The organism is Staphylococcus sp. HMSC055C03 (assembly GCF_001809385.1).
GTDB classification, from domain to species: domain Bacteria; phylum Bacillota; class Bacilli; order Staphylococcales; family Staphylococcaceae; genus Staphylococcus; species Staphylococcus simulans.
This window is the reverse complement of the sequence record NZ_KV797510.1, coordinates 1-21,407: the sequence shown is the minus strand read 5'-3', so window position 1 is coordinate 21,407 and position 21,407 is coordinate 1. Positions and strand designations below refer to the sequence as shown.

Here is a 21,407-nt window from a genome sequence, read left to right as displayed (position 1 = left end):
TTACATTAAGATGGAGAACAACATGCGCTAACATGTTATCACTCTGGGCCCGTTAAAAAGAGATGGCGAATGTTATAGCTATTCAACCAAAGTTGGATAGTTATTTTTTATGCCTTTATTTCCTTTGTTGACTACTCACAAGGATTAAACCTATCATCGTCAAGAAGACCATAAGCATTCATAATCACTCATCGTGTATCCTCTCTGGAGTTGTGCATCATAGACATCAGCCCTTTGAATGGATTAGCCACCATCTATCCAACTTGCTTGAAAAGGTTACAATATGAACAGAGCTTATATTCTTATATAAAAATATGATTTTAATATCATAAAAATGATACATTCAAACATGACGAAAGCGCCCTTCTGATGTAGAACGGCGCTTTCTCTTTATATTATTGATTTAAGTTAAATAATCTTTCCGCATTTTCAGTCGTTTGTTTTGCGACTTCTTCGTAACTGATATCGCGTAATTCTGCGATTTGTTCCGCAACTAATGTCACGCGCATCGGTTCGTTACGTTTACCTCTATAAGGGTGCGGTGATAAATAAGGTGCATCTGTTTCTACTAATAGACGATCTAATGGCACATGTTTTGCGACTTCTTTAGGCTGTTTCGCATTTTTGAATGTGACAGGTCCGCCTAATGAAATATAGAAGCCAAGTTTATTAATCACGACATCTGCGATTTCAGGTGAACCGCTGAAACTATGCATAATACCGCCGACTTCTTCTGCGTGTTCCTCCATTAGAATATCCACACAATCTTGTGTCGCTTCACGATTATGAATGACAATCGGCAAGTTCACACGTTTTGCGAGTGCGATTTGTTTACGGAACACTTCTTTTTGAACATCTTTTGGTGATTTATCCCAGTGATAGTCTAAGCCCATTTCACCGATGCCGATCACTTTAGGGTGCTCGGCTAATTTTTCAATCCATTGTTCACGTTCTTCTGTGTAATCAATCGCATCCACTGGATGCCAACCAATAATCGCATATAAGAAATCATATTGTTCCACAAGTTCCATCGCACGTTCAATCGTTGGTGTATCAAATCCAACGACAAACATGCGATCGACACCTGCATCTCTTGCACGGTCGATGACTTCTTGTAAATCTTCATCATATTGTTCTGCGTTTAAATGTACATGTGTATCAATTAACATGATGTGTACTCCTTTCATTACTGCTTTTCTCAGTGTTCATACACTATGATTATACCCATTCTTTCTATGAAACATTTGAAATTATGAGTAAGCGTCAAAGAAGCGGCTCAAACAGCATTCGCTGCAAGCCGCTTGTCTTGATTGTTCAATTATTTAATCACTGCACCGTTAGGAATCGCATTCGGCAAGCTGACAAGTGTTAAGACACCGTCTTTTTCTGCTGATAGAATCATACCTTCTGATTTACGGCCCATTAATTTTGCTGGTTTCAAGTTCGTCACAACTGCGACTTTTTTACCGATAATATCATCAGGTTCATAGAATTTTGCGATACCTGAAACGATTTGGCGTTGTTCTTCGCCTAAATCTACTTGAATTTTTAAGAGTTTATCTGATTTCTTCACATTTTCTGCATCCATTACTGTTGCAGCTTTGATTTCAACTTTATCGAAATCTTTAATTGTGATTTGAGGTTTCGCGTCTTCTTGTGCTTCCTCTTTTGTTTCTTCTTTTGCTTCTTCAGCTTGTGGTGCTGAACCTTGCATTGAGTCTTTAATAAATGCGACTTCTGCTTCTGTATCTAAACGAGGGAAAATCGGTTTAGGTTTTTCAGTTACTGTAATCGGTTCAGTTAATGCACCATATGAATTTAAGCTGTCTAGTTCATATAGTTCAGGACTATTGATGTGTAATTGCGCAAAGATTTCACGTGGTGCGTGTGTTAAGAATGGACGTAATAAGACAGCTGCGAAGCGGATATTTTCCACTAAGTGTGCCATCACGTTGCCAAGCATTTCTCTTTGGCTGTCATCTTTAGCTAAAATCCATGGTGTTGTTTCATCAATATATTTATTCGTACGGCTGATGAACTTCCATACTGTTGAAAGTGCAACAGAGAACTGTAAGTTTTCCATATTTTGATGGTATTCTTTGACTGTATCTAATGCGAATTGTTCCATCTCAGCATCTAAGTCATGTTTTGGTCCTTCATACGCAGGCAACTCGCCGCCGAAGTATTTGTTGATCATCGCAATCGTACGGTTGACTAAGTTACCTAAGTCATTGGCTAAATCAAAGTTTGTACGGTCAACGAACGCTTCTGGTGTGAAGACACCGTCAGAACCAAATGGTAATTCTCGCATTAAGTAGTAACGTGTCGCATCTAAGCCATAACGATCGATTAATACGTTCGGATCTACGACGTTACCTTTAGATTTACTCATTTTACCGTCTCTCATTAAAATCCAACCGTGTGCGAAAACGCGTTTTGGAAGCGGTAAGTCTAGCGCCATTAATAAAATCGGCCACACGATAGAGTGGAAGCGCACAATTTCTTTCGCCATTAAGTGTAAATCAGCCGGCCAATATTTTTGGAATAGGCTATCATCATCTGATAAATAACCAAGAGCTGAAATATAGTTCACCAACGCATCAATCCATACGTAAACAACGTGTTTAGGATTAGACGGTACTTGTACGCCCCAATCAAATGTCGTACGTGAGACAGCCAAGTCTGTTAATCCTGGTTTAATAAAGTTGTTAATCATTTCGTTCTTACGAGAAGGAGGTTGAATGAATTCAGGGTTCGCATCATAGAATTCTAATAAGCGATCCGCATATTTAGAAATATTGAAGAAGTAACTTTCTTCTTTAACTAATTCTACTTCATGTCCAGAATCCGGGCTTTTACCGCCGATAATATTGCCATCATTATCGTATTCTGGATCATCAAGTTGAGATTCTGTATAGTAAGTTTCATCCGGTACAGAATACCAGCCTTCATATTCACCAAGGTAAATATCACCTTGTGCTAATAGACGTTCAAAGACTTTCTCTACAACTTCTTTGTGACGTTTTTCAGTTGTTCTGATAAAGTCATCATTTGAGATCTCTAATTTTTCCCATAACGCTTTAATACCTTTAATCATGTCATCTAGGTATTCTAATTCTGTAAGGCCAGCTTTATGTGCCTTTTCTTGAATTTTTTGGCCATGTTCGTCTGTACCTGTCAAATAACGTACATCATAGCCTTGCATGCGTTTGTAGCGCGCAATGACGTCGCCTGCTACAGTTGAATAGGCATGCCCAATGTGTAATTTACCACTCGGGTAATAAATAGGTGTTGTTATATAAAATGTATCTTTCGCCATTCCATGCTCCTCCTTGTATCTTACATAATTAATATATCTAAATTCAGTATTGATTTCAATGCAGAGTCCCCGTCATGACAGTCTCATAAACACACTCAACATGACTTCTAACGCAAAATAAGTCCTTGTACTCTTCATATAAGTTCGACTGATTTGATTCCATATGTATATATTGTAACAATTCTAATGAACGGTGCATATAGAGACGATGTTGATTATGTAAAATTGACATAAAAATAAAAAGAAACTCACAAATGTTTATTTATGAGCCAAAACGATTTGATGTAGTTTTTTCTTGGTTAGTGATTATTAATAGGAAATAAGCTGACTATATCACCTATTATCTGCATTGAACTTATTCATTTGATTTATTATTCCTTAATCAACCCCTTGTATTGATAAAAGCAACAGAACCCGAGAAAGCGTTCTGTTGCTGAGAAATTAAGTAAATAATCTTATAATCGCAAACGTCACACTGACCACTGTAACGATGATTGCGATATTTAATAATTTTCCGCCTTGTTCTTGTTGGTATTTTTTGTATTTCGCACTACAAATAATACTTCCAACTCCAAAGATTGGCATAATTAATGAGAGGACAATAAAAACCCAAGCCCAAACTTTTAATGTTTTTCCTGCTTCTTTCACTTTTTCTGCCATGTTGTTGCGCTCCTTATATGTTTATTCTCCTGCTTTTTAGGAACAGGACACACCTATCTACTCATTTAGGAATACACACGTGTGTCCGTTCCTATGAAGCGTTATTTCACTCTTTTCAGTGAACCTTGTGCGTCTTTTTTGTAATGCAACTCATGTTTTTGATCTTTGAATTCATACTTCACTACTACTTGGTCGACGTCATCATTTCCAGAGAAAGGCATGGATGACATGCTGCCGATGAGTTTAGTCGGGAGGTCTACGTCTTCGTTGAAGTGAAGCGGCACAGTCAATTTTTTATCTTTCTTATCATAAACAACCTGTTTATGATCAATCTCAAATATTTTTACAGCTTCTAACTTTCTATCGGCTTTATGCAAATCATTTTTTACAGAACCAGGAAGAGGATCCCCCTTCGCGCAACCCATTACGATAACCATCAATAGGCATAAACTCATCAAACAAATTTTCTTCATAGTTTACTCCTTCGATTTAAATTATTAAATAATGATTGAATAGAAGATTAACAAAATCAACGTTCCTAACGGTCTGAGTGTGATAAACGAAAATTTTCCTCTTCTAACTGCTAATACAATATCAATAACCAAATAAATAATAACCATTAAAAATAGGATAAGATCTATTGTGAAAATACCGCCTGCTAAATCATCTTTTAAAACAGGCGTTAACTTTAATTTAATCGCAATCATACAAACAATAGAGATAATTGCTGAAATAATACCTTTATACTTAGATGAAGCAAGATTAATTTGAATACTTTCAATGTCTTCATACTGTCCCTTAGTTACTGAATGTTCTGAGAGAGGATCCAAACTTCTTAGCTTCACTTTATAAGGACGTGTCCAAAACGATTTAATCGCCAACCATCCGTATACCACTACACTTATAATGAGCACAAGTATGTAATTCTGTAATGAACTAAAACTAGAATCTACAAAGAAGAATGTAATCAAAAAGATTAACGCAGATATACCATAGGCAATCCATTGCAGTAATTTAATACCTTCCGCATACATTACCGAAGTAATATACACCACGTAATACAAACCTGCCATTAAAATTAATAATAAATATGTCATATGTTTTCTCCTACATTTCCATAACCTTTACTTTCAACATCTCACCTTGCCAATATTCAGGTTCAACTGAAAATTCTACCTTTGCCAAATTAGGCATGATTAGAACATCTAATTCTATAATGCTTTTACTTCTTTTTTGTTGGCGGGACTTAATTTTAGAATTTATTTTTTGAAGAAAGAATTTACTTCTGCCAGTTTATAATTCTTCGAAATCATAATATGAAGTTTTAAAAATAAAACATTTAAAAATGATTGTTTACCATTAGAATATGAATCAACTAATATTTTATATTATATATTGGTATTACTCTTTTAAATCATATTTTTTCCTGTACTCCATTTCCGCTTTGATATATTCATTAAAAATAATGATACATGTTGCATTAATAGAAAGTATAGTAAAGTTAGTAACATTTATTAAAAAGCTATTATCCCAAACATTTGGAACCAAAATGAACTCTACTATTTTTTGAGCATAAACTATCCATGACAATAATTGCACGCTGATTATCCAAATAAATTTTCTATTGTTTCTTTCTTTTCTCGTTTTTCCTTTGTATTTATCAGGATGCCTCAAAAAAAGTAAAATACTCCCTATATGAGCAAAATAACTTAATACCATAGCAGATATACCAATAATCCATATTCCATACAAATTATAACCTTGATGGGATGCAATTATATAAAATGCGTTATAGAGTACAAAGGTAAAATTATAAAATGATAACACACATACACCTGTACTAATTCTTAATTTTTTTTGGAAGCTTTCATAATTTTTAGGTTGCTTTTTTATAAAAATAGGCAACAAGCTAATTAAACAAATTAGTATTTCTATTCCTGTTACAATTTTAAGATGATTAGGTAATCCTGCAATTTTGGGACCACCATATAAATACGGCACAAAACTAAACAATAAAAATCCTAAAGCAAATAAAGCTACAATTTGAGAAACTGGTGTTCTTAATTTTCTATACAAATCTTCCATCGTTTCCATCCATCCTTATTTAAAATATGCTACCAAGCTTTTGCCAAATCCACCTGTCAAAGCACTACCAACTTTGAATGTAAGAAAAAGGCATAACCAATATACTGCCGATAAGTTTGGACAGGGGTTCTACGTCTTCGTTGAACTGAAGCGATCACGTCAATTTTTTATCTTTCTCATCATAAACAACCTATTTATGTTCAATCTCAAATATTCTTATAGATTCAAACTTTCTATTAGCCTTATGCAAATCATTTTTACAAACCCAAGAAGAGAATTACCCTTTAAAATTAGCAATAAATATATCATATGTTTTTTCCTACATTTCCATTACCTTTACTTTGATATCAACCTAACTCATGTCATCCATTTCGTGAATAACGTGATAATACGGTGATACAAGTTGAAATTGATATTTTTCGCAAAACCTTCAATTTCAGCTAAAACTTCTTTTTCTTCAGTTTCATATTGATTGATCTTTAATCGCCCTTCTAACATCTGATCAATATAAAGAACGTTCTAAATTCTAAGTCATCACTGGTCACAAATTGTGTATAAGTCGCCATCATTAAAGTAACATTCACTCGGTTATCTTTCATAAACCGTGTGTACACAAAAATTAATAATCCTTTCTTATTCAATCCATAACTCATCATAAGTTCTACAAAGTGTTTCGTGCATTTTCCCAGTTCCAACACGTTATAATCTAAATATTCTTTTCAAACTACAGGTCTATACATCATCTGCGAATCACTCACCTCTTTCATTCTAATTTGCACAGATTTCATATAATATAGTTAATATATACAACAGTTACATCTAGTTGGAATAACTCAATCATTTTTCATTTCACTATTTATATTATGTTCTTTTTCATAATCTAGCTTAGCATTCACAACCCCCAAAAAATCACAAATGTGAAAACGTTCGATATTAGTATTAAAAAATTAGTTGCGTTTATTATGAATTTGTTATCTTTCGCGTTTGGAATAGTTAAAAACTCAATGATCTTTTGAATATATACACACCATGAAATAATTTGGATTGATGTAACCCAAATTATTTTTTGATTATTTCTATCTCTTCTTGTTTCACCTTTGTAGCGATCTGGATGTCTAAAAAACAACAGTATGCTAGAGACATTAGCTATATAACTTATTAACATAAATGTTATTCCTACAACTCAGCAACCAAATAATTTATAATTATTTAATTTCCCAACAATAAAGAATATATTATAAATAATAAAAATTACATTATAGTACGAACATATAGTAATACCTGTCGAAATCCTTAGACTTTTCAAAAACGTTGAATAGTCAACAGGATGTTTTTTGAAGAATAAAGGAACAAAATCTAATAATATAACTATAATTTCAACAATTGATGAAATCACTAAATAATTTGGTGTATCTCTAAGATCTTTCCCTAAGAAAAAAGGATCACAACTAAACAACAACATTGCTATACTGAACACATTTAACACCTGGGTACTGGCATTCTTAATTTTCTATATATATCTTCTCGCATAAACTCATCTTTCATTAAAATAGGTTACCAAACTCTTAACAAAACTATTGGTTGTTATAACTAAACTCTCTTTAATTTATTTCTTCAAAATGTTTGAAAACCTGACATCCCCTATTTGCTGAAAATTTACCTTGTCATGGGTTAAGTCTGGTAAAGTACATCTAATTATTACTACAAGATTATGATTTAGCTCTTATCTCTTCTTAACTTATTTTATTTAAGCCATTGCACTTCATAACCCTATTTGCTATCTTAAGTTTTAGAAAATACTATTTACACTTTATTTGTTAATTAGTATTTTTAAAATTATCATATAAAACTTTACATGTTTTGTATAGAGCGTTTACAGTTTTTTTACACTTTGTTTTATCTCACTCTCTTTATTTTAATATCTTTGAAAAGGACTTTATAAATAATGAAAAACACAAAATTAACATTATCTTTTTTATCACTAATCATTTCCAATTCATTAACTTTAAGTAATGTTGTATCTTTTGAAACTCTAGAAGAAGCTATAAGTAAGCATTCGAATGCAGCTTTTAAAGTGAATACTTGAGATGACTCATTTACATACAGTTATGGTCAAAATGTTCTATCATAACCACAACATTCTGAACCAAGTACCATTCATACCAACCAACAAGCAAATAATTTATATACGCCGAGGCAATATACCTTATAAACGTGCAGCAGATGGTAATACTATCAGCACATTTTGGGGAGATGCTAAAAACTGAGCAAGCCAAGCACAAGCTGATGGTTTTATAGTTAATAATCAACCTAAAAAAGGTGCTGTTTTCCAAACACCCATAGGCGTTTGGGGACATGTGGCTTATGTAGAACGCGTCAATATGGATGGTAGTGTGTTTATTTCCGAAATGAACTATATTGCACCATACATCGTGTCTACACGTACTATTTCTGCTTCAGAAGCACGAAATTATAACTATATCCATTAATAATATGCAATATTAATAAAATATATTTAACCAAAATAATTAATGAGGTGACCTATGAAAAAGATATGCAGCACCATTATCATTTCTACTTTATTACTAGGAGGATGCAACAATTTGAATAATTCTTTCACAAACAAAGTTCCTGATACTATGCCTGTTAATGAATATAAAGGCCAAGGTTTTCAACCTCATGCTGAAAAGAAAGTCATTGAATTAGCAAAGAAACATTATAATGAATATGCAGAATTAGGAGAAAGATTCTTTCAAGATAATTTCGGTTTGAAGGTTAAAGCTACTAATGTGGTCGGCAGCGGAGATGGTGTGGAAGTGTTTGTCCATTGTGATGATCATGACATCGTATTTAATTCTAGTATTGTTTTAACATCAGACTCTTTAGGTCATAAAGGATCAATGCGTGCTAAAGGAGAAAGCGACGAACTTTCTACTCAAATCGGAAAAGTAGTCAGCGGCTTTGACTACAAAGCCAACAAGAAAGAATACGATGAACTTTATCAATACTTCAAAGATAATCAAAAAAAATACAGTTATTACGGGTTTACTAAAGAAGCTATAAATAAAACTCAAAATTCAGGTTATCAAAACGAATTTTTTTGGATTAATGGAAATCCTATGACATTAAAAGAGTATCATGAAAAACTTTATCCTTTGATTACTGAGAATGGAAAAACGTTCAAAGATAAATATTACAGCGTTCAAACATCACTGTATAATCAACCTAAATTTGAAATCGTCACTAACTTATTCTCTCGTAATAAAAGCTATAATAGAAAATCTATGTCAAAGAAAGTAGTAGAAATATCTAATGATATTGAGAAATCTATACCTAAAGAAATTCAAGTAAATATATTAGCTACTGATCAAATAATCAATTCTAACTCTGCAAGATATAACCAAAATTATGATCATAGAGTTGAATGGAGTATAAATAATGAATGAAATTACAGAACGCGATAAAATTGAATTAAGTAGCTATTGGCATATCAAGATATGAATAATAAAACTCGAATAAATGTTAATGGAAAATATTTTAAAATCATAGATTCATACCATTCCGAAAATTATTCAAATAAGAATGGTAGCCTCGATGCGGTTACGTTTGAATTATTAGATAAAGACAAAGGAACTGGCCAACAATTCATTGCTTTTCAAGGTACAGATAACACTGAAAAACCAAACCCAATCAACCCTTTAAGAGCTTTTTTAGCTGATGATTGATTAGAAAACATCAAGCTGGCGAATAACAAAAACAAAACAACTCCTTTATTAAATCAAACCAATGATTATATAAAAGATTATAACAGGAAAATTGCAGACGCTAAGTTACTAAGCGAAAAAGAATTTTTTCATAAGTATTATATACCTATTTCAACATATGAAAATAAACAATTAATTGGTATTGGCGGCAATTCTCAAGGAGGCGCTTCAGCTGCCTATCAAGGTATTCAACATTGTAGTATCCCAGTAACTATCACAAATAGTGCGATGTTGCCCTTATCATCATTTGATTATTTAGATGTACCTTACTATAAAAATATTATTAGATACCATAGTCATTATGACATCTTGTCTTGGATTCAAGATCCTTTTGTAAAACATGTGCCATCAAAGCGTGTCAATGTGGATAGTGGGGTACCGACTTTAAAAGGGCTAATCGACAGTCATTTAGGCTATAAAAGAAAATTCGATTCTAAGACTAATGGTTATAAAAACATGCCAATTCATACTGTAACATCAGTAAAAGATTTCGTATTAAAAAATGGAATGTACGCGCCTCTGACAATCAATATTATGATTGAAATGGACGAACGTCTCCCTATGAATGTATGGACTGGTGATGCGATTTCTGTTTCTGGAAATAGCGGACTGATTAAACTGGATATTGAAATCTAAATAAATTATCTCAAATGGTTTCGGGTGAAATGAGTACCATGCTACAAGAATGTGTATCTTATTTAAATGAAAGTTACAATATCTCCGAAAAGGAAAATGGTCAATTCGATACACGTAAATATAAATTAAAGGACCATTTTGAGAAAACGATTAAGCTTAATGAAGTTGAAGGCTGGTCAACATCCTATAAAGAACGTAGTCGTAACGTTGAAAGTAGCTTAAATGATTTAATGGACACAATAAATTCTATAATTTTAGCCTCTTTGATTATGCCCACATTTAAATCTGTTACGCTTTTTCTAACAAATGCTAAATTGCTAAAATCCCAAGTCGAAAAATTTATTGAAGAGATTTATGATCAAACAGAAAAAAAGATTAGTGAGCTCTTTAAAAATATTGAGCATGATATGCAAGATGGCATACCTGAAGAAACAATGAAGCATTTAAAACTTACCAAAGAAGGCATTTCAAAAATCAAACAACAAAACGATATTTTTGGTCAACAAATCAATGATTGCCATAGCGCAATGTTACAAAAAGATTTGACTGTCATGGAAGGAGATCTCTCTATACCTAATGTTGGTGAACATATGGTAACTCAATTCATTGAACCTTCCCCCTATATGCTTAAGAATATGTCTATACTTAAAAGTCATATAGATACTAGCATCAAAGATTTAGCTAAATATATTCAAAAATTATATAACGAACACGGTAAAATTATCAGTGTTTTACTTGAAACATTAAGTTTTAATTTATCGAGCATCGCTTCTGATTTAGATATATTAGATACCATGTTAAACAATCCAACAACTGAAATTTTAAGCAAAACTTCTCATATTTCATTAGGCAACATTCGTCAAAAATCCGAAAATGCTAGGCATTACTTGCGTAGCCTAGAAACAGTTTTAAATGATGGTAAAGAAATTTCACCTATACTCAATAATCATTTAAGTGATATTTTAATTAATATGAAACCCTTCATTGTACAGATGATTTTTGAGCCATCTCATTATGATGATATGTTTATACTTAATAAACAAGCTCAAGCACGATTAGATCAAATGACACAACAATTAGAAGTCGTAGTGAATGGATTAAAAGAAAATGAAGGTGCTGCTATTCGTGCTTTAGATACTTCAGCTAACACGATTCAAAAGAATATGAAGCTGATTAATAAAGAACTTAAAAAGCTATCATTATATTAATTCATCAATATCATAAGAGGTCACCTATGAAGAAACTATTTTTTTATTACCATTATTTTTGTTTTTATATTCAGTGGATGCAACAATTTGAATAATTCTTTCACAAACAAAGCTACTGACACTATGCCTGTTAACGAATATAAAGGCCAAGGTTTTCAACCTCCTGCTGATAAAAAGGCAATTGAATTAGTAAAAACATAGAGAGGAATTCGCAGAACTAGGAGAAAGATTTTATAAAGATAACTTTGGCTTGAAGGTTAAAGCTACCAACGTGGTTGGCAGTGGAAAAGGCGCAGAAGTATTCGTACATTGTAATGATCATGACATCGTGTTTAATTCCAGTATTGTTATCTCCACTGATTCTTTAGGCTATAAAGGCTCTGCATGTGCAAAAGGAGAAAGCGATGATTTATCTACTCAAATTGGAAAAGTAGTCAGCGGCTTTGACTACAAAGCCAACAAGAAAGAATACGATGAACTTTATCAATACTTCAAAGATAATCAAAAAAAATACGGTTATTATGGTTACACAAAAGAAGCCATAAATAAGACTCAAGAATCTGGCTATCAAAATGAATTCTTTTGGATTAGTGGTTATCCTATTGACTTAGCCCAATACGATAAATACTACAAACCTTTGATTCAAATGAATCAAAAAGAATTCAGCGAAAAGTATCATCAAGCTAGATACAATGCCACTGGTGGTGTAACTAAAACACACGTTATCACTACATTTTTTGATACTAACTCAGATTATAATAAAGATAAGGAAGACTATAAGTTATTAGATCTTGCAGATGCCATTCAAAAAAATCAACTTGGCCCTGATAAAAGCGAAGTGAAATATACATTAACCTATACAAGCAATGAAATCACCACTTATGACGGCACAAAGAATGGAAATAACGAAATGTCTTATGGGGTTTATAATAGTGAACAATAAATTTTCAGAACAAAATAAATGCTTTGATAATGTTCATTTTAATAAATAAACATTAATAACGCACCGAAATCACTTGGATAACGGTGCGTTATTGATTAGATATCTAATTCTTCTATACGCATCATATGATTAATCAAACCTGCATAAAAGCCTTGTAATTCTTGGCCTGTGTGTTTAAAGTCTAAGGTATCTAGACCGACAAAATCTAAATGATCCCAACCTTTCATAACCGGTGTCACTTGCCAGATGCCTTTTTTCAAGCCATCTGTAAATTCAGTGAAATCTTGCCCTGTTGGATAGAGTGAAGATACTACAGAAACGATACCGTCATTTGGACGCAATGCTTGGTTCTCCTCACTTCCAATGACACGACTCGTTGAATCAAAAAGGAAGAATTGTCCAATATCAGGGATATGATTTCCCGTTAAACCTTCATGACTCGCCAAACCTGTATAAGTAGTATAAACAATGTTAGGGTTCATCGGTGTCATTTGATTTAATTTTTCTGAGCCTTCTGATGTTAAATCATACATCGCATTATCATCAGTATCCCAAAGTTTACTTTGAGCAACACGTTGTGCGTATTCAATATAAGATTCATTTTCCCTTTGTTTGAATCCCCATTTTTCAAAACCAAAATCGATATTTGCGAGTTTACCACCGCCCATACGTCCTAACGCATAAACAATATCTTTAAAGGCTTTTTCATTACCAATTCGATCCGCTGCAGCTGAACCGTTATGCGGTGTGCCTAAAGTTGTAATAGAGGCAATCATATGGTCTTTCCCTCCTTCAAATAAAGAGGAGATTGTTCCACCATGTTGACGTTGGTAATCTATTTCTTCTTGATTACCAAAGCGTAAAAAATGTTCTAAAAGCCGGATTGTTTGTCCACCCATACTGTGGCCGACCATATGCACCTTTTTGCCAGGCGCCCATTCATGAAAGACCCCTGCATAAGTTCTGCCATATCGAGAATGTCCATATTTCTCCGCATGCGCTGCACCATAATCTACTGTGCCGCCTTTAATATAATAATATAACTCTATTGCGCGATCATAATTACTGCTAAAAGCACCTACACTCGCTTCATAAGCTTCGTACCCTTTTTCACGCAGTCCATCTATCACACGATACTTATCTCCACCCCAATAATTGGGATATAAGTCTGGCTTTATTTCACCTGTAAAGCCCATAAATCCATGTACAAATATAACTGGATATTGATTAATCGCTTGTTGTGCTTTATTAGTTTTTAAACTTTCTGTATGTGGAACAGGTGCTTCTACTTGTTGGATGACATCTTCTGTAACCTTTTGTTCTTCATAGTTTGTCACAGAATCATTATCTACTGGCGCTGGTTGTTCGTACTGTTTTGGTTTTAGTGGTTCACTATGATTAGGTTTTTCTTGTTTTGTTTGTGATCCTTCATGAATCTGAGATGAGGATGCTTCTTGTTCAAGGTTAGTAGTATTTTGTTCCTGTATATTTTTTTCTGAAGATGGTGTATTCACATGACTTGTTTGTGTTTCAGAACGCTTGGTAGAAATATCTGGTTGTGTTTCAACCTGTTGTGCTGTCATTATATCTTTTGATGGTAACAGTTGTTCATTTTCTTGTGTATGTTCCGCTTCTACCTGTGTTTCGTGGTGTGTTTGTGTGGATTCTTCCGCATGTGCTGATGTGCTTAGACCCATAACTATAAAGGATGCGATAAGTGTTGATCCAGCTCCGACTGTAAACTTTCTTATCGCATAGTGATGGTGTGTTTGATTATTTTTCTTCATTTTGAATTACTCCTATTCTAGTGGTGTCCTTCACTAAAGAAAAATAATAACGTGCTCCCATAATATAGATGAATAATTAACTGTACAACTTTAAAAATAACATATTTCTGCGTCACTCAGTGTTAATTTTCTTATTTGTTATATTTCTTTTACATCATTTTTATTTTATCTGATGGTAAATATCGTAAACTTCTCCTGTTTTCATCTGACGGTCTTCAGCGACTTGTTTAATCGCTTTTTTCGGTTTCATATTTTGACGGATATAATGTTCAACATGTTCATGAATATCTAACTCACTGAACCATTCTGTCTCTTCTTTTGGTGCTGCACCCTCTATTAAGATAACAAATTCACCTTTAGTCGGAATGTCACCATTTGTGACCGCTTCTAACAATGTTTGAACTGGTGCCGTCTGAATCTCTTCAAACTTCTTAGTCAATTCTCGACCAAGTGCTACTGGTCGTGTTTCATCAATTTCCGCTATAGCTTTTAGTGTATCTGCCACACGAAACGGGCTTTCATAAATAATTACAGTAGAGTCTTCAAACATACGCTGTTCAAGTGCTGCTTTTTTATCTTTGGCTTTTCTCGGTAAGAATCCAACAAACGTATACACAAACGAAGGTAAACCGCTCCCCATCAACGCAGTCAACCCTGCATTCGGTCCAGGAATCGGCACAACATCAATGCCTGCTTCACGCGCACGCACCACTAATTCATAACCTGGATCACTGATTAACGGTAAGCCAGCATCAGAGACTAATGCGATACTTTGCCCTTCTAATAAAAGTTCAATTAAAGGTTCAGTCTGCGTCTCTTTATTATGTTCATGATAAGATTTTAAAGGTGTCTCAATCTCATAATGATGACATAATTTCTTTGTGACACGTGTATCTTCACAGGCAATCATATCGACAGATTTTAAAGTGTCTACTGCACGAAATGTGATATCTGCTAAATTTCCGATGGGTGTTCCGACTAAATAAAGTGTTCCCATGTTATTGCTTGCCCCTTTCAATGAGCTGTAATTTTTGTGTTCTCGTGAATGTTTTAATTTCATACTCACGTTTCATTGCTTCTGACTTTGTTTCATAACCTTCTTGATAAACTAATACAACGGGACGTCTAGTTTTAGTATACTTGGCACCTTTACCCGCATTGTGTTTTTCAATTCTTGCTTGAACGTTATTGGTATACCCAGTATATAATGTGTCGTCCTTACATCGTACGATATAAATATAATGTTCAATTGCCATAATAAATCGCACTCATTTCTTTTGTATATTGGCCATCTGCTGTATACATATAAAATGGCGGCGCAATATCCAAACCAGGTTTGCCGTCTTTACGTCCTTCTACAAGAATCGCATGCGCTGCTTTACCAGGTTTACTATAAACCATTGTCAGTTTCTTTGGTTCAATACGGTGCTGTCTGAATTCAAATAATACATCCATTAAACGTTCTGCACGATGTACCATGACAAAACGACCGCCTTGTTTCAATAAATGTTTCGCAGCATTCACACAATCAGCCAGTGTACACATTACTTCATGACGTGCAATTTTATGTGCTTCTTTTTGATGTTGATGCGTTTGAATGGTTTTGAAGTACGGCGGATTACATGTGACAACGTTATAGCTTGAAGGTTGAAAGTGTTGTTGAACATGTCTTAAATCCATTTCATACATTTGAATACGCGCTTCTAAATGATTATGGCGAATACTGCGTTCAGCCATATCCACTAATTGTGGTTGGATTTCAATCGCATCTATCATGTGATTTCCTTTGTCTGAAAGTAATAAAGGAATGACGCCGTTACCTGAACATAAATCCATTACTTTGTCACGTTTTCTAAGCTGGGTAAAATGGCCTAATAATAAAGCATCCGTCGAAAAGGAAAAGACTTCATCATTTTGAATTATTTCTAACTGTTCTTTTAATAGACAATCTAAACGTTCATTTTCTTTCAACATGATTTTCTCCAATTTTTGATTAAATATGTATAAATGAGAACCTCTTCAGGTTCTCATTCAAGCTTTCAAATAGAATATGACATTCTTTTGATATATTAAAACAATCGCTTTTAGGATTGTTCTTCTAATGTTTGTAAACAAAATAAGCAATCTTCACCATTACGATGTTTACCGAATAAATCGCCTTTACAGATATGGAAGCCTTCTTGATATAAAATCGCTAAGTTCTCCTTACTGCTTAAACGAGGTTTCTTTTTTTCTTTAGACTTTTGCTCAGGCTTATCTGAAACATCTGTTGATTCAGATCCTGTTTCTTGTGAACGGCCGATTAATTGTTTCAAATGTTTGTTTTCAACTTCCAACGCAACATTTTCTTCTATAAGCTGCATGGTGATGGTCTTTAATTCTGCCGTGTCTTGATACAATTGTTTAACATTGGTTTCAAGACGCAATAGTCTCTCCATTATTTCTCTGCGTTCCAAAAGCCTGTGGCCTCCCTTAATAGATTGCTTCTAAATCATCAACTGAGTATTCTAAAGGTTGTTCTAAACCTTCAACTTTGACTTGCATTGAAATATCTAACATATTCAAGCCTACCACTGTACCTTGACCATCAGGTGTATCAATTTTTGTTCCCACATCAGGTAATTGTTCTCTGGCAGCTTCATATTGATCATTTTCATATTTTAAGCAGCACATTAAACGACCGCAAGCGCCTGAAATTTTTGTAGGATTTAATGATAAGTTCTGATCTTTTGCCATTTTAATCGATACAGGTTCAAAGTCACCTAAGAACGTTGAACAACATAGCGAACGGCCGCAAGGACCGATACCACCAAGTAATTTAGCCTCATCGCGCACGCCGATTTGACGTAATTCAATACGTGTTCTTAACTTTGCAGCTAAAATCTTTACCAACTTTCTAAAGTCGATGCGATCATCTGCAGTGAAGTTGAAAATCACTTTTGATTTATCTAATGTATACTCACAATTGACTAAACGCATTTCTAAACCTAATTCTTCTACAGATGCTTTACAGAAATTCATTGCAGCATCTGCATCTTCTTCGTTACATGCACATTGTTCTAAATCATTGTCAGTTGCGACACGAATGATTTGTTTTAACGGTAATGTAACATCTTCCTCATCTACCGTTAGTGAAGCATCTTTGACATCACCGACTTCTACACCACGTTTAGACTCTACAACAACTCTGTCACCACAACAAAGTTCAGCATCTTCAACCGGTGCATAATACTCAAGCTTACCAGCTTTTTGGAATTGTACGCCAATCACTTGAAGCATTTAGCCCACCCCCTTAATTACGATTTGTTCAAATACGAGTGTTGGATTCACATTTTGTGTTAACTTCTTATGTGCCTCCGTTATATGATCATACATATGTGTTAATTGGTCATATGTTAAACGTTGTGCATATTGTTTAATATCTGTTTCTAATTCAGAGAATACCAAGTATCCTGAAATGTCTGCTTTTTCATGCATAATATCTTGGAAGAATGCATTCACGACTGACAATGTCAGTTGCTGCAGCTTTTTATTTTTAGCTGCTTTCATTAAATCGACCAAAGCAATTAAAGCCATTGCACGATTCGTCAGCAGTAATTGGCACCAATTGATAATATTTTTGCGTAAATTTGCTAAATCATATTCCTCATTCAGCGCACGAGCTTCTTCGATTTGTGAGGTATAAGTACTCAACATTTCAGCAATCGGTTTAGATATCTCTTGTTCTTTCAGACGTTCCACGAGTTGTGCTTGTGACATCGGTTTAAAATAAACATGCTGACAACGCGAATGGATTGTACTGAGAATTTGTTCTGGTTTCGTCGACAGCAATATCGCAATCGTATTTTCTGGCGGTTCTTCTAAGAACTTTAAAATACTATTCTCACCTTGAACAGTAAGTTTCTCAAAGCCATTAATAATATAGACTTTGTGACTGCCTTCAACGGGTAATTGATTCATCACATGAACTAACGCTTCAATCTTTTCTTTCTTCAGATTTGCCTCATCTGTTGTGACATATCTGAAATCAGGATGATTGAAACCGTCAACTTTCGCTTGGCATATTTCATTGTCATTGCATAGTATCAACTTCGCAAAAGCCATAGCCGTTTGCTGCATCGTTTGTGCATCATCGCCTTCAAATAAATAGGCATGCGAAAGCTTTCCAGATTGATACGCATTCGTCAATCTTGATAATTCATCCATTCAATTTGTCACCTTTCCATAATGAAAAAGGGCAGGAACTCATGAGTTTAATCATTGATTGTCTCTTTACAATCTCGATTACACGCTCGTCCCGACCCCCACTATTTATAGACTGTTATTTATGTCGAATCATAGATTCATGTCATGTTTATCATTAAAATCTGTGGAACGCATCAACAGGCATTACGAATACTGTCGCGCCGCCGACTTCTACTTCAACTGGATATGGAATGTAAGAGTCTGCACTGCCGCCCATTGGCGTAATTGGTGATACAAGTTGTTCTCTGTTTCCACATGTTTTATTGATAACATTTAGTAAATCATCTACTTTGTCATCATCAACACCGCATAGGAATGTTGTATTTCCTGCGCGTAGGAATCCACCTGTTGTCGCGAGTTTAGTAGCTCGGAAATTATTTTTGACGAGTTGGTCAGACAACTCTTGACTATCTTGGTCTTGAACAATTGCAATTACCATTTTCATAACTAACACCTCTTTGTAATATTATAGCATATTGTGATGGTAGAGCCTGTTTAAAACTAAATAGAAATAACTAAAATGATGTCTGATTTCTTGATGTTTTCTATTAATATTTTACCTTCATCTTTTAGGTCTGCTGTAATTAAAGTTTAACAAATTATACTACGTGAACCCGCACGCTTGCAACAACTTCCAAAGCAATCATCTAAAGCTTATGCTTGGTTAGACAAATGTTGGACAATTGCTTGATAAGCAGCATCAACAACCGCCTCAATAGATTGATTTGCATCAATGACCGCAAAACGCTCTGGTTCTTGTTCGATTAATTGATGATACCCTTCAATAACCCGTTGATGAAATGCGATACTCTCATGATCCAAACGATTCATGTCTCGCGCATTACTTTGAATCCGTGCTCTTCCCGTTTCAGCCGTAATGTCTAGATACACTGTTAAATCCGGATACAAACCATTAATCGCAAATTCATTAATTGCTCTGACTTCCTCTACACCAATACCTCTCGCATAACCTTGGTAAGCAAGCGAACTATCGATATAGCGGTCACACAATACTACTCTTCCCGCTTTTAGCGCTGGTAAGACTTTTTCTACTAAATGTTCTCTGCGTGATGCCGCAAATAATAAGGCTTCGGTACGCTCATCAACAGCTTCGCCTTCTAATAAAATTTCTCGAATTTGTTCTGCAGCGGGTACCCCGCCAGGTTCTCTCGTTGTTAAGACTTCAAATTGTGCTTGTAAACGTTCAGAAACTTGGTTTAAAACCGTTGTTTTACCGGAACCTTCTGGTCCTTCAAATGTGATAAATGCTGACATGTTATTCATCCTTAATATTTATAGTTCTATGCTTTATACCTTCTACTCTAATTCCTTGTGCTACCCAGTCTTCCATAATATCGATCATTTCTTGATGAATGCGTTCACCTTTATAAAACACCGGTATACCTGGAGGATAAGGTACAATATGTTGAGCTAACAATTCACCTGCAGCTTCACTAAAATCGATACGTCTCATTTGGGTTAACGTCACAGGCTGATAATATCCAACGTGTTCAGGCATTTTGGGGATAGTTACTGAAACCTCATTTGTCGTCTTCGGTAACTTTAATGCTTTAATTCGTTCTAATAATGATTCAAATGGGAACCGATCACCTTTATGCCACATCGGCAACACTAACAATACTTGTGTTTCATCTGCGAGTTCTACATAAAGATGTTGTGCTTCTAACCATTGTTGGATGTCATAGCCTGTATACCCTGCGTATGTCAAAGTTATTTTAAGTGGATCATCCATCTCATGAACTTCTAATCCTTTAGCGCTTAATGCATCAAGTAGACGTTGACGTTGTGTGAAAAAATAAGTGCTTTCATATGTTTTATAAAATTGATGTGCACGCTCTAAGCCTGCCATTAATAAATACGAAGGACTTGATGATTGAAAGTAAGTTAAATACTCCATCACTTGTTCACGATAAGGCGCATTTTTATGTATAAAGATTACAGAGCTCATAGTCAAAGCAGGTAAACTTTTATGATAAGACTGTACGACGTAATCTGCCCCAAAAGAAAGTGCAGAGTTAGGGAAACCATTTAATCCAAAATGCGCACCATGCGCTTCATCTACTAACACAGGTGTACCCTTCGCGTGCTGTTCTTTAATAAATGAAGCAATATCGAATAACTCACCGTAATAGTTAGGATATGTCACAATCGCTAGACTATTTGTACTTTCTTTTTGGTCTATGCGTGGCGCTACATATTGATGGGTTGTATCACTGATAGTCATCGGTAAAATTTCTGCATCTTTTTGAGCTAAATCTAAACCATGAAAGACTGATTTATGTACATTACGACTCATCACAATCGGTGCTTCTTGTTTTGCGGTTGCTTGAATCACTGATAAAAGACCTGAAGTTGTGCCATTTACTAAATAAAAGGCATCATAATCTGGATGCTTATCTAAGGTATGCATGCTTTCTTTTAATATGCCTTCAGGATGATGCAAGTCATCAAAATCAGTAATCTCAGTAATATCCATGGCTAAATCCATCTCATGTAATGTGCCGATTGTCATGTTTTTATGGCCAGGTACATGAAAAGAAATAGGTTGTTGTTTTAGAAAAGATTTAAGCTGATGATTTAATGGCAAATTCATTTTTCCACTACCTTCAATTTGGTAATTAACTCTTATTTTAACATATTTGAATCTAGTTCAACGATGAGAAATGAAAGAATTCTTCTCATTTCATTATCAAAAATTAAAAAATGGCATAAAAAAAGAGACCCTTTACAGGATCTCGT

The 21,407-nt window shown here is 34.4% G+C and carries 22 protein-coding genes and 3 pseudogenes; 6 read left to right on the top strand and 19 right to left on the bottom strand.

Annotated features, from left to right (window positions below):
* Positions 1-395 precede the first annotated feature (395 nt).
* The 9 genes and pseudogenes from HMPREF2603_RS09690 to HMPREF2603_RS13835 form a co-directional block, all read right to left on the bottom strand.
* On the bottom strand, positions 396-1,169 hold the full coding sequence (locus HMPREF2603_RS09690) for a TatD family hydrolase (protein ID WP_057510606.1): 774 nt from the start codon (positions 1,167-1,169) through the stop codon (positions 396-398).
* A gap of 149 nt (positions 1,170-1,318) precedes the next feature.
* Positions 1,319-3,352 carry a methionine--tRNA ligase gene (metG, locus tag HMPREF2603_RS09685; RefSeq protein WP_257243559.1) on the bottom strand — a complete coding sequence of 678 codons (2,034 nt, stop codon included), beginning with the start codon at positions 3,350-3,352 and terminating at the stop codon, positions 1,319-1,321.
* A gap of 408 nt (positions 3,353-3,760) precedes the next feature.
* Complete coding sequence (locus HMPREF2603_RS09680) at positions 3,761-3,979, bottom strand: hypothetical protein (RefSeq protein ID WP_002481904.1); 219 nt, start codon at positions 3,977-3,979, stop codon at positions 3,761-3,763.
* A gap of 101 nt (positions 3,980-4,080) precedes the next feature.
* On the bottom strand, positions 4,081-4,452 hold the full coding sequence (locus tag HMPREF2603_RS09675) for a hypothetical protein (protein ID WP_231724117.1): 372 nt from the start codon (positions 4,450-4,452) through the stop codon (positions 4,081-4,083).
* 24 nt (positions 4,453-4,476) lie between these two features.
* Positions 4,477-5,076, bottom strand: a complete 600-nt coding sequence (locus HMPREF2603_RS09670; protein WP_070502093.1) for a DUF5080 family protein — start codon at positions 5,074-5,076, stop codon at positions 4,477-4,479.
* 304 nt (positions 5,077-5,380) lie between these two features.
* Positions 5,381-6,073: a DUF5079 family protein gene (locus HMPREF2603_RS09665; RefSeq protein ID WP_081600409.1), complete on the bottom strand. Its 693-nt coding sequence runs from the start codon at positions 6,071-6,073 to the stop codon at positions 5,381-5,383.
* A gap of 348 nt (positions 6,074-6,421) precedes the next feature.
* Positions 6,422-6,562, bottom strand: coding sequence for a DUF5085 family protein (locus tag HMPREF2603_RS13675; RefSeq protein ID WP_237449265.1), 141 nt, complete (start codon positions 6,560-6,562; stop codon positions 6,422-6,424).
* A pseudogene (locus tag HMPREF2603_RS13780) lies at positions 6,556-6,771 on the bottom strand (hypothetical protein); the annotation flags it as partial. The pseudogene HMPREF2603_RS13780 and the gene HMPREF2603_RS13675, both read right to left, overlap by 7 nt.
* Positions 6,772-7,247: 476 nt before the next feature.
* On the bottom strand, positions 7,248-7,550 hold the full coding sequence (locus HMPREF2603_RS13835; RefSeq protein WP_373879034.1) for a hypothetical protein: 303 nt from the start codon (positions 7,548-7,550) through the stop codon (positions 7,248-7,250).
* A gap of 690 nt (positions 7,551-8,240) precedes the next feature.
* Between HMPREF2603_RS13835 and HMPREF2603_RS13830 the strand changes: the two are divergent.
* The 6 genes and pseudogenes from HMPREF2603_RS13830 to HMPREF2603_RS09645 form a co-directional block, all read left to right on the top strand.
* Positions 8,241-8,553: pseudogene (locus tag HMPREF2603_RS13830) on the top strand (CHAP domain-containing protein); the annotation flags it as partial.
* Between the two features lie 54 nt (positions 8,554-8,607).
* Entirely contained in the window at positions 8,608-9,510 is a 903-nt protein-coding gene (locus tag HMPREF2603_RS09655) for a DUF1672 family protein (protein WP_070462490.1), read from the top strand.
* A gap of 51 nt (positions 9,511-9,561) precedes the next feature.
* Positions 9,562-9,789, top strand: coding sequence for a hypothetical protein (locus HMPREF2603_RS13085; protein WP_083278222.1), 228 nt, complete (start codon positions 9,562-9,564; stop codon positions 9,787-9,789).
* A 267-nt stretch (positions 9,790-10,056) separates the two neighbouring features.
* Complete coding sequence (locus HMPREF2603_RS13080; protein WP_083301624.1) at positions 10,057-10,464, top strand: hypothetical protein; 408 nt, start codon at positions 10,057-10,059, stop codon at positions 10,462-10,464.
* 14 nt (positions 10,465-10,478) lie between these two features.
* The gene (locus tag HMPREF2603_RS13075; RefSeq protein WP_148130319.1) at positions 10,479-11,672 is read left to right on the top strand and encodes a hypothetical protein; all 1,194 of its coding nucleotides are present in this window, start codon (positions 10,479-10,481) and stop codon (positions 11,670-11,672) included.
* Positions 11,673-11,795: 123 nt separating this feature from the next.
* A pseudogene (locus tag HMPREF2603_RS09645) lies at positions 11,796-12,615 on the top strand (DUF1672 family protein).
* 95 nt (positions 12,616-12,710) lie between these two features.
* Here HMPREF2603_RS09645 and lip read toward each other — a convergent pair.
* The 10 genes from lip to HMPREF2603_RS09595 form a co-directional block, all read right to left on the bottom strand.
* Entirely contained in the window at positions 12,711-14,402 is a 1,692-nt protein-coding gene (gene lip / locus HMPREF2603_RS09640; RefSeq protein WP_060804605.1) for a YSIRK-targeted triacylglycerol lipase, read from the bottom strand.
* A gap of 160 nt (positions 14,403-14,562) precedes the next feature.
* The gene (gene rsmI / locus HMPREF2603_RS09635) at positions 14,563-15,399 is read right to left on the bottom strand and encodes a 16S rRNA (cytidine(1402)-2'-O)-methyltransferase (protein ID WP_060804607.1); all 837 of its coding nucleotides are present in this window, start codon (positions 15,397-15,399) and stop codon (positions 14,563-14,565) included.
* 1 nt (position 15,400) lies between these two features.
* Positions 15,401-15,658 carry a GIY-YIG nuclease family protein gene (locus HMPREF2603_RS09630; RefSeq protein ID WP_060804609.1) on the bottom strand — a complete coding sequence of 86 codons (258 nt, stop codon included), beginning with the start codon at positions 15,656-15,658 and terminating at the stop codon, positions 15,401-15,403.
* Positions 15,648-16,376, bottom strand: a complete 729-nt coding sequence (locus HMPREF2603_RS09625; RefSeq protein ID WP_023016291.1) for a tRNA1(Val) (adenine(37)-N6)-methyltransferase — start codon at positions 16,374-16,376, stop codon at positions 15,648-15,650. The genes HMPREF2603_RS09630 and HMPREF2603_RS09625 overlap by 11 nt, the downstream gene beginning before the upstream one ends.
* 110 nt (positions 16,377-16,486) lie before the next feature.
* On the bottom strand, positions 16,487-16,858 hold the full coding sequence (yabA, locus tag HMPREF2603_RS09620; RefSeq protein ID WP_023016292.1) for a DNA replication initiation control protein YabA: 372 nt from the start codon (positions 16,856-16,858) through the stop codon (positions 16,487-16,489).
* A 16-nt stretch (positions 16,859-16,874) separates the two neighbouring features.
* On the bottom strand, positions 16,875-17,681 hold the full coding sequence (locus HMPREF2603_RS09615; RefSeq protein WP_060804612.1) for a PSP1 domain-containing protein: 807 nt from the start codon (positions 17,679-17,681) through the stop codon (positions 16,875-16,877).
* On the bottom strand, positions 17,682-18,608 hold the full coding sequence (locus tag HMPREF2603_RS09610; protein ID WP_023016293.1) for a DNA polymerase III subunit delta' C-terminal domain-containing protein: 927 nt from the start codon (positions 18,606-18,608) through the stop codon (positions 17,682-17,684).
* Positions 18,609-18,762: 154 nt separating this feature from the next.
* On the bottom strand, positions 18,763-19,092 hold the full coding sequence (locus tag HMPREF2603_RS09605) for a cyclic-di-AMP receptor (RefSeq protein WP_002481885.1): 330 nt from the start codon (positions 19,090-19,092) through the stop codon (positions 18,763-18,765).
* 209 nt (positions 19,093-19,301) lie between these two features.
* Complete coding sequence (gene tmk / locus HMPREF2603_RS09600) at positions 19,302-19,922, bottom strand: dTMP kinase (RefSeq protein ID WP_023016294.1); 621 nt, start codon at positions 19,920-19,922, stop codon at positions 19,302-19,304.
* 1 nt (position 19,923) lies between these two features.
* A complete protein-coding gene (locus tag HMPREF2603_RS09595) occupies positions 19,924-21,261 on the bottom strand; it encodes an aminotransferase class V-fold PLP-dependent enzyme (protein ID WP_060804614.1) in 1,338 nt (445 codons plus the stop codon).
* Between the last annotated feature and the right edge of the window lie 146 nt (positions 21,262-21,407).

Bases quoted from the DNA above. Each gene is read 5' to 3' on its own strand.
- HMPREF2603_RS09610 (WP_023016293.1), bottom strand. From the start codon at position 18,608: ATGGATGAATTATCAAGATTGACGAATGCGTATCAATCTGGAAAGCTT.
- HMPREF2603_RS13675 (WP_237449265.1), bottom strand. From the start codon at position 6,562: ATGTTAGAAGGGCGATTAAAGATCAATCAATATGAAACTGAAGAAAAA.
- rsmI (WP_060804607.1), bottom strand. From the start codon at position 15,399: ATGGGAACACTTTATTTAGTCGGAACACCCATCGGAAATTTAGCAGAT.
- HMPREF2603_RS09680 (WP_002481904.1), bottom strand. From the start codon at position 3,979: ATGGCAGAAAAAGTGAAAGAAGCAGGAAAAACATTAAAAGTTTGGGCT.
- HMPREF2603_RS09675 (WP_231724117.1), bottom strand. From the start codon at position 4,452: ATGAAGAAAATTTGTTTGATGAGTTTATGCCTATTGATGGTTATCGTA.
- HMPREF2603_RS09615 (WP_060804612.1), bottom strand. From the start codon at position 17,681: ATGCTTCAAGTGATTGGCGTACAATTCCAAAAAGCTGGTAAGCTTGAG.
- HMPREF2603_RS09630 (WP_060804609.1), bottom strand. From the start codon at position 15,658: ATGGCAATTGAACATTATATTTATATCGTACGATGTAAGGACGACACA.
- HMPREF2603_RS13075 (WP_148130319.1), top strand. From the start codon at position 10,479: ATGGTTTCGGGTGAAATGAGTACCATGCTACAAGAATGTGTATCTTAT.
- HMPREF2603_RS13080 (WP_083301624.1), top strand. From the start codon at position 10,057: ATGTTGCCCTTATCATCATTTGATTATTTAGATGTACCTTACTATAAA.
- HMPREF2603_RS09690 (WP_057510606.1), bottom strand. From the start codon at position 1,169: ATGTTAATTGATACACATGTACATTTAAACGCAGAACAATATGATGAA.
- HMPREF2603_RS09665 (WP_081600409.1), bottom strand. From the start codon at position 6,073: ATGGAAACGATGGAAGATTTGTATAGAAAATTAAGAACACCAGTTTCT.
- lip (WP_060804605.1), bottom strand. From the start codon at position 14,402: ATGAAGAAAAATAATCAAACACACCATCACTATGCGATAAGAAAGTTT.
- HMPREF2603_RS09670 (WP_070502093.1), bottom strand. From the start codon at position 5,076: ATGACATATTTATTATTAATTTTAATGGCAGGTTTGTATTACGTGGTG.
- HMPREF2603_RS09605 (WP_002481885.1), bottom strand. From the start codon at position 19,092: ATGAAAATGGTAATTGCAATTGTTCAAGACCAAGATAGTCAAGAGTTG.
- tmk (WP_023016294.1), bottom strand. From the start codon at position 19,922: ATGTCAGCATTTATCACATTTGAAGGACCAGAAGGTTCCGGTAAAACA.
- HMPREF2603_RS09655 (WP_070462490.1), top strand. From the start codon at position 8,608: ATGAAAAAGATATGCAGCACCATTATCATTTCTACTTTATTACTAGGA.
- HMPREF2603_RS13085 (WP_083278222.1), top strand. From the start codon at position 9,562: ATGAATAATAAAACTCGAATAAATGTTAATGGAAAATATTTTAAAATC.
- HMPREF2603_RS09625 (WP_023016291.1), bottom strand. From the start codon at position 16,376: ATGTTGAAAGAAAATGAACGTTTAGATTGTCTATTAAAAGAACAGTTA.
- HMPREF2603_RS09595 (WP_060804614.1), bottom strand. From the start codon at position 21,261: ATGAATTTGCCATTAAATCATCAGCTTAAATCTTTTCTAAAACAACAA.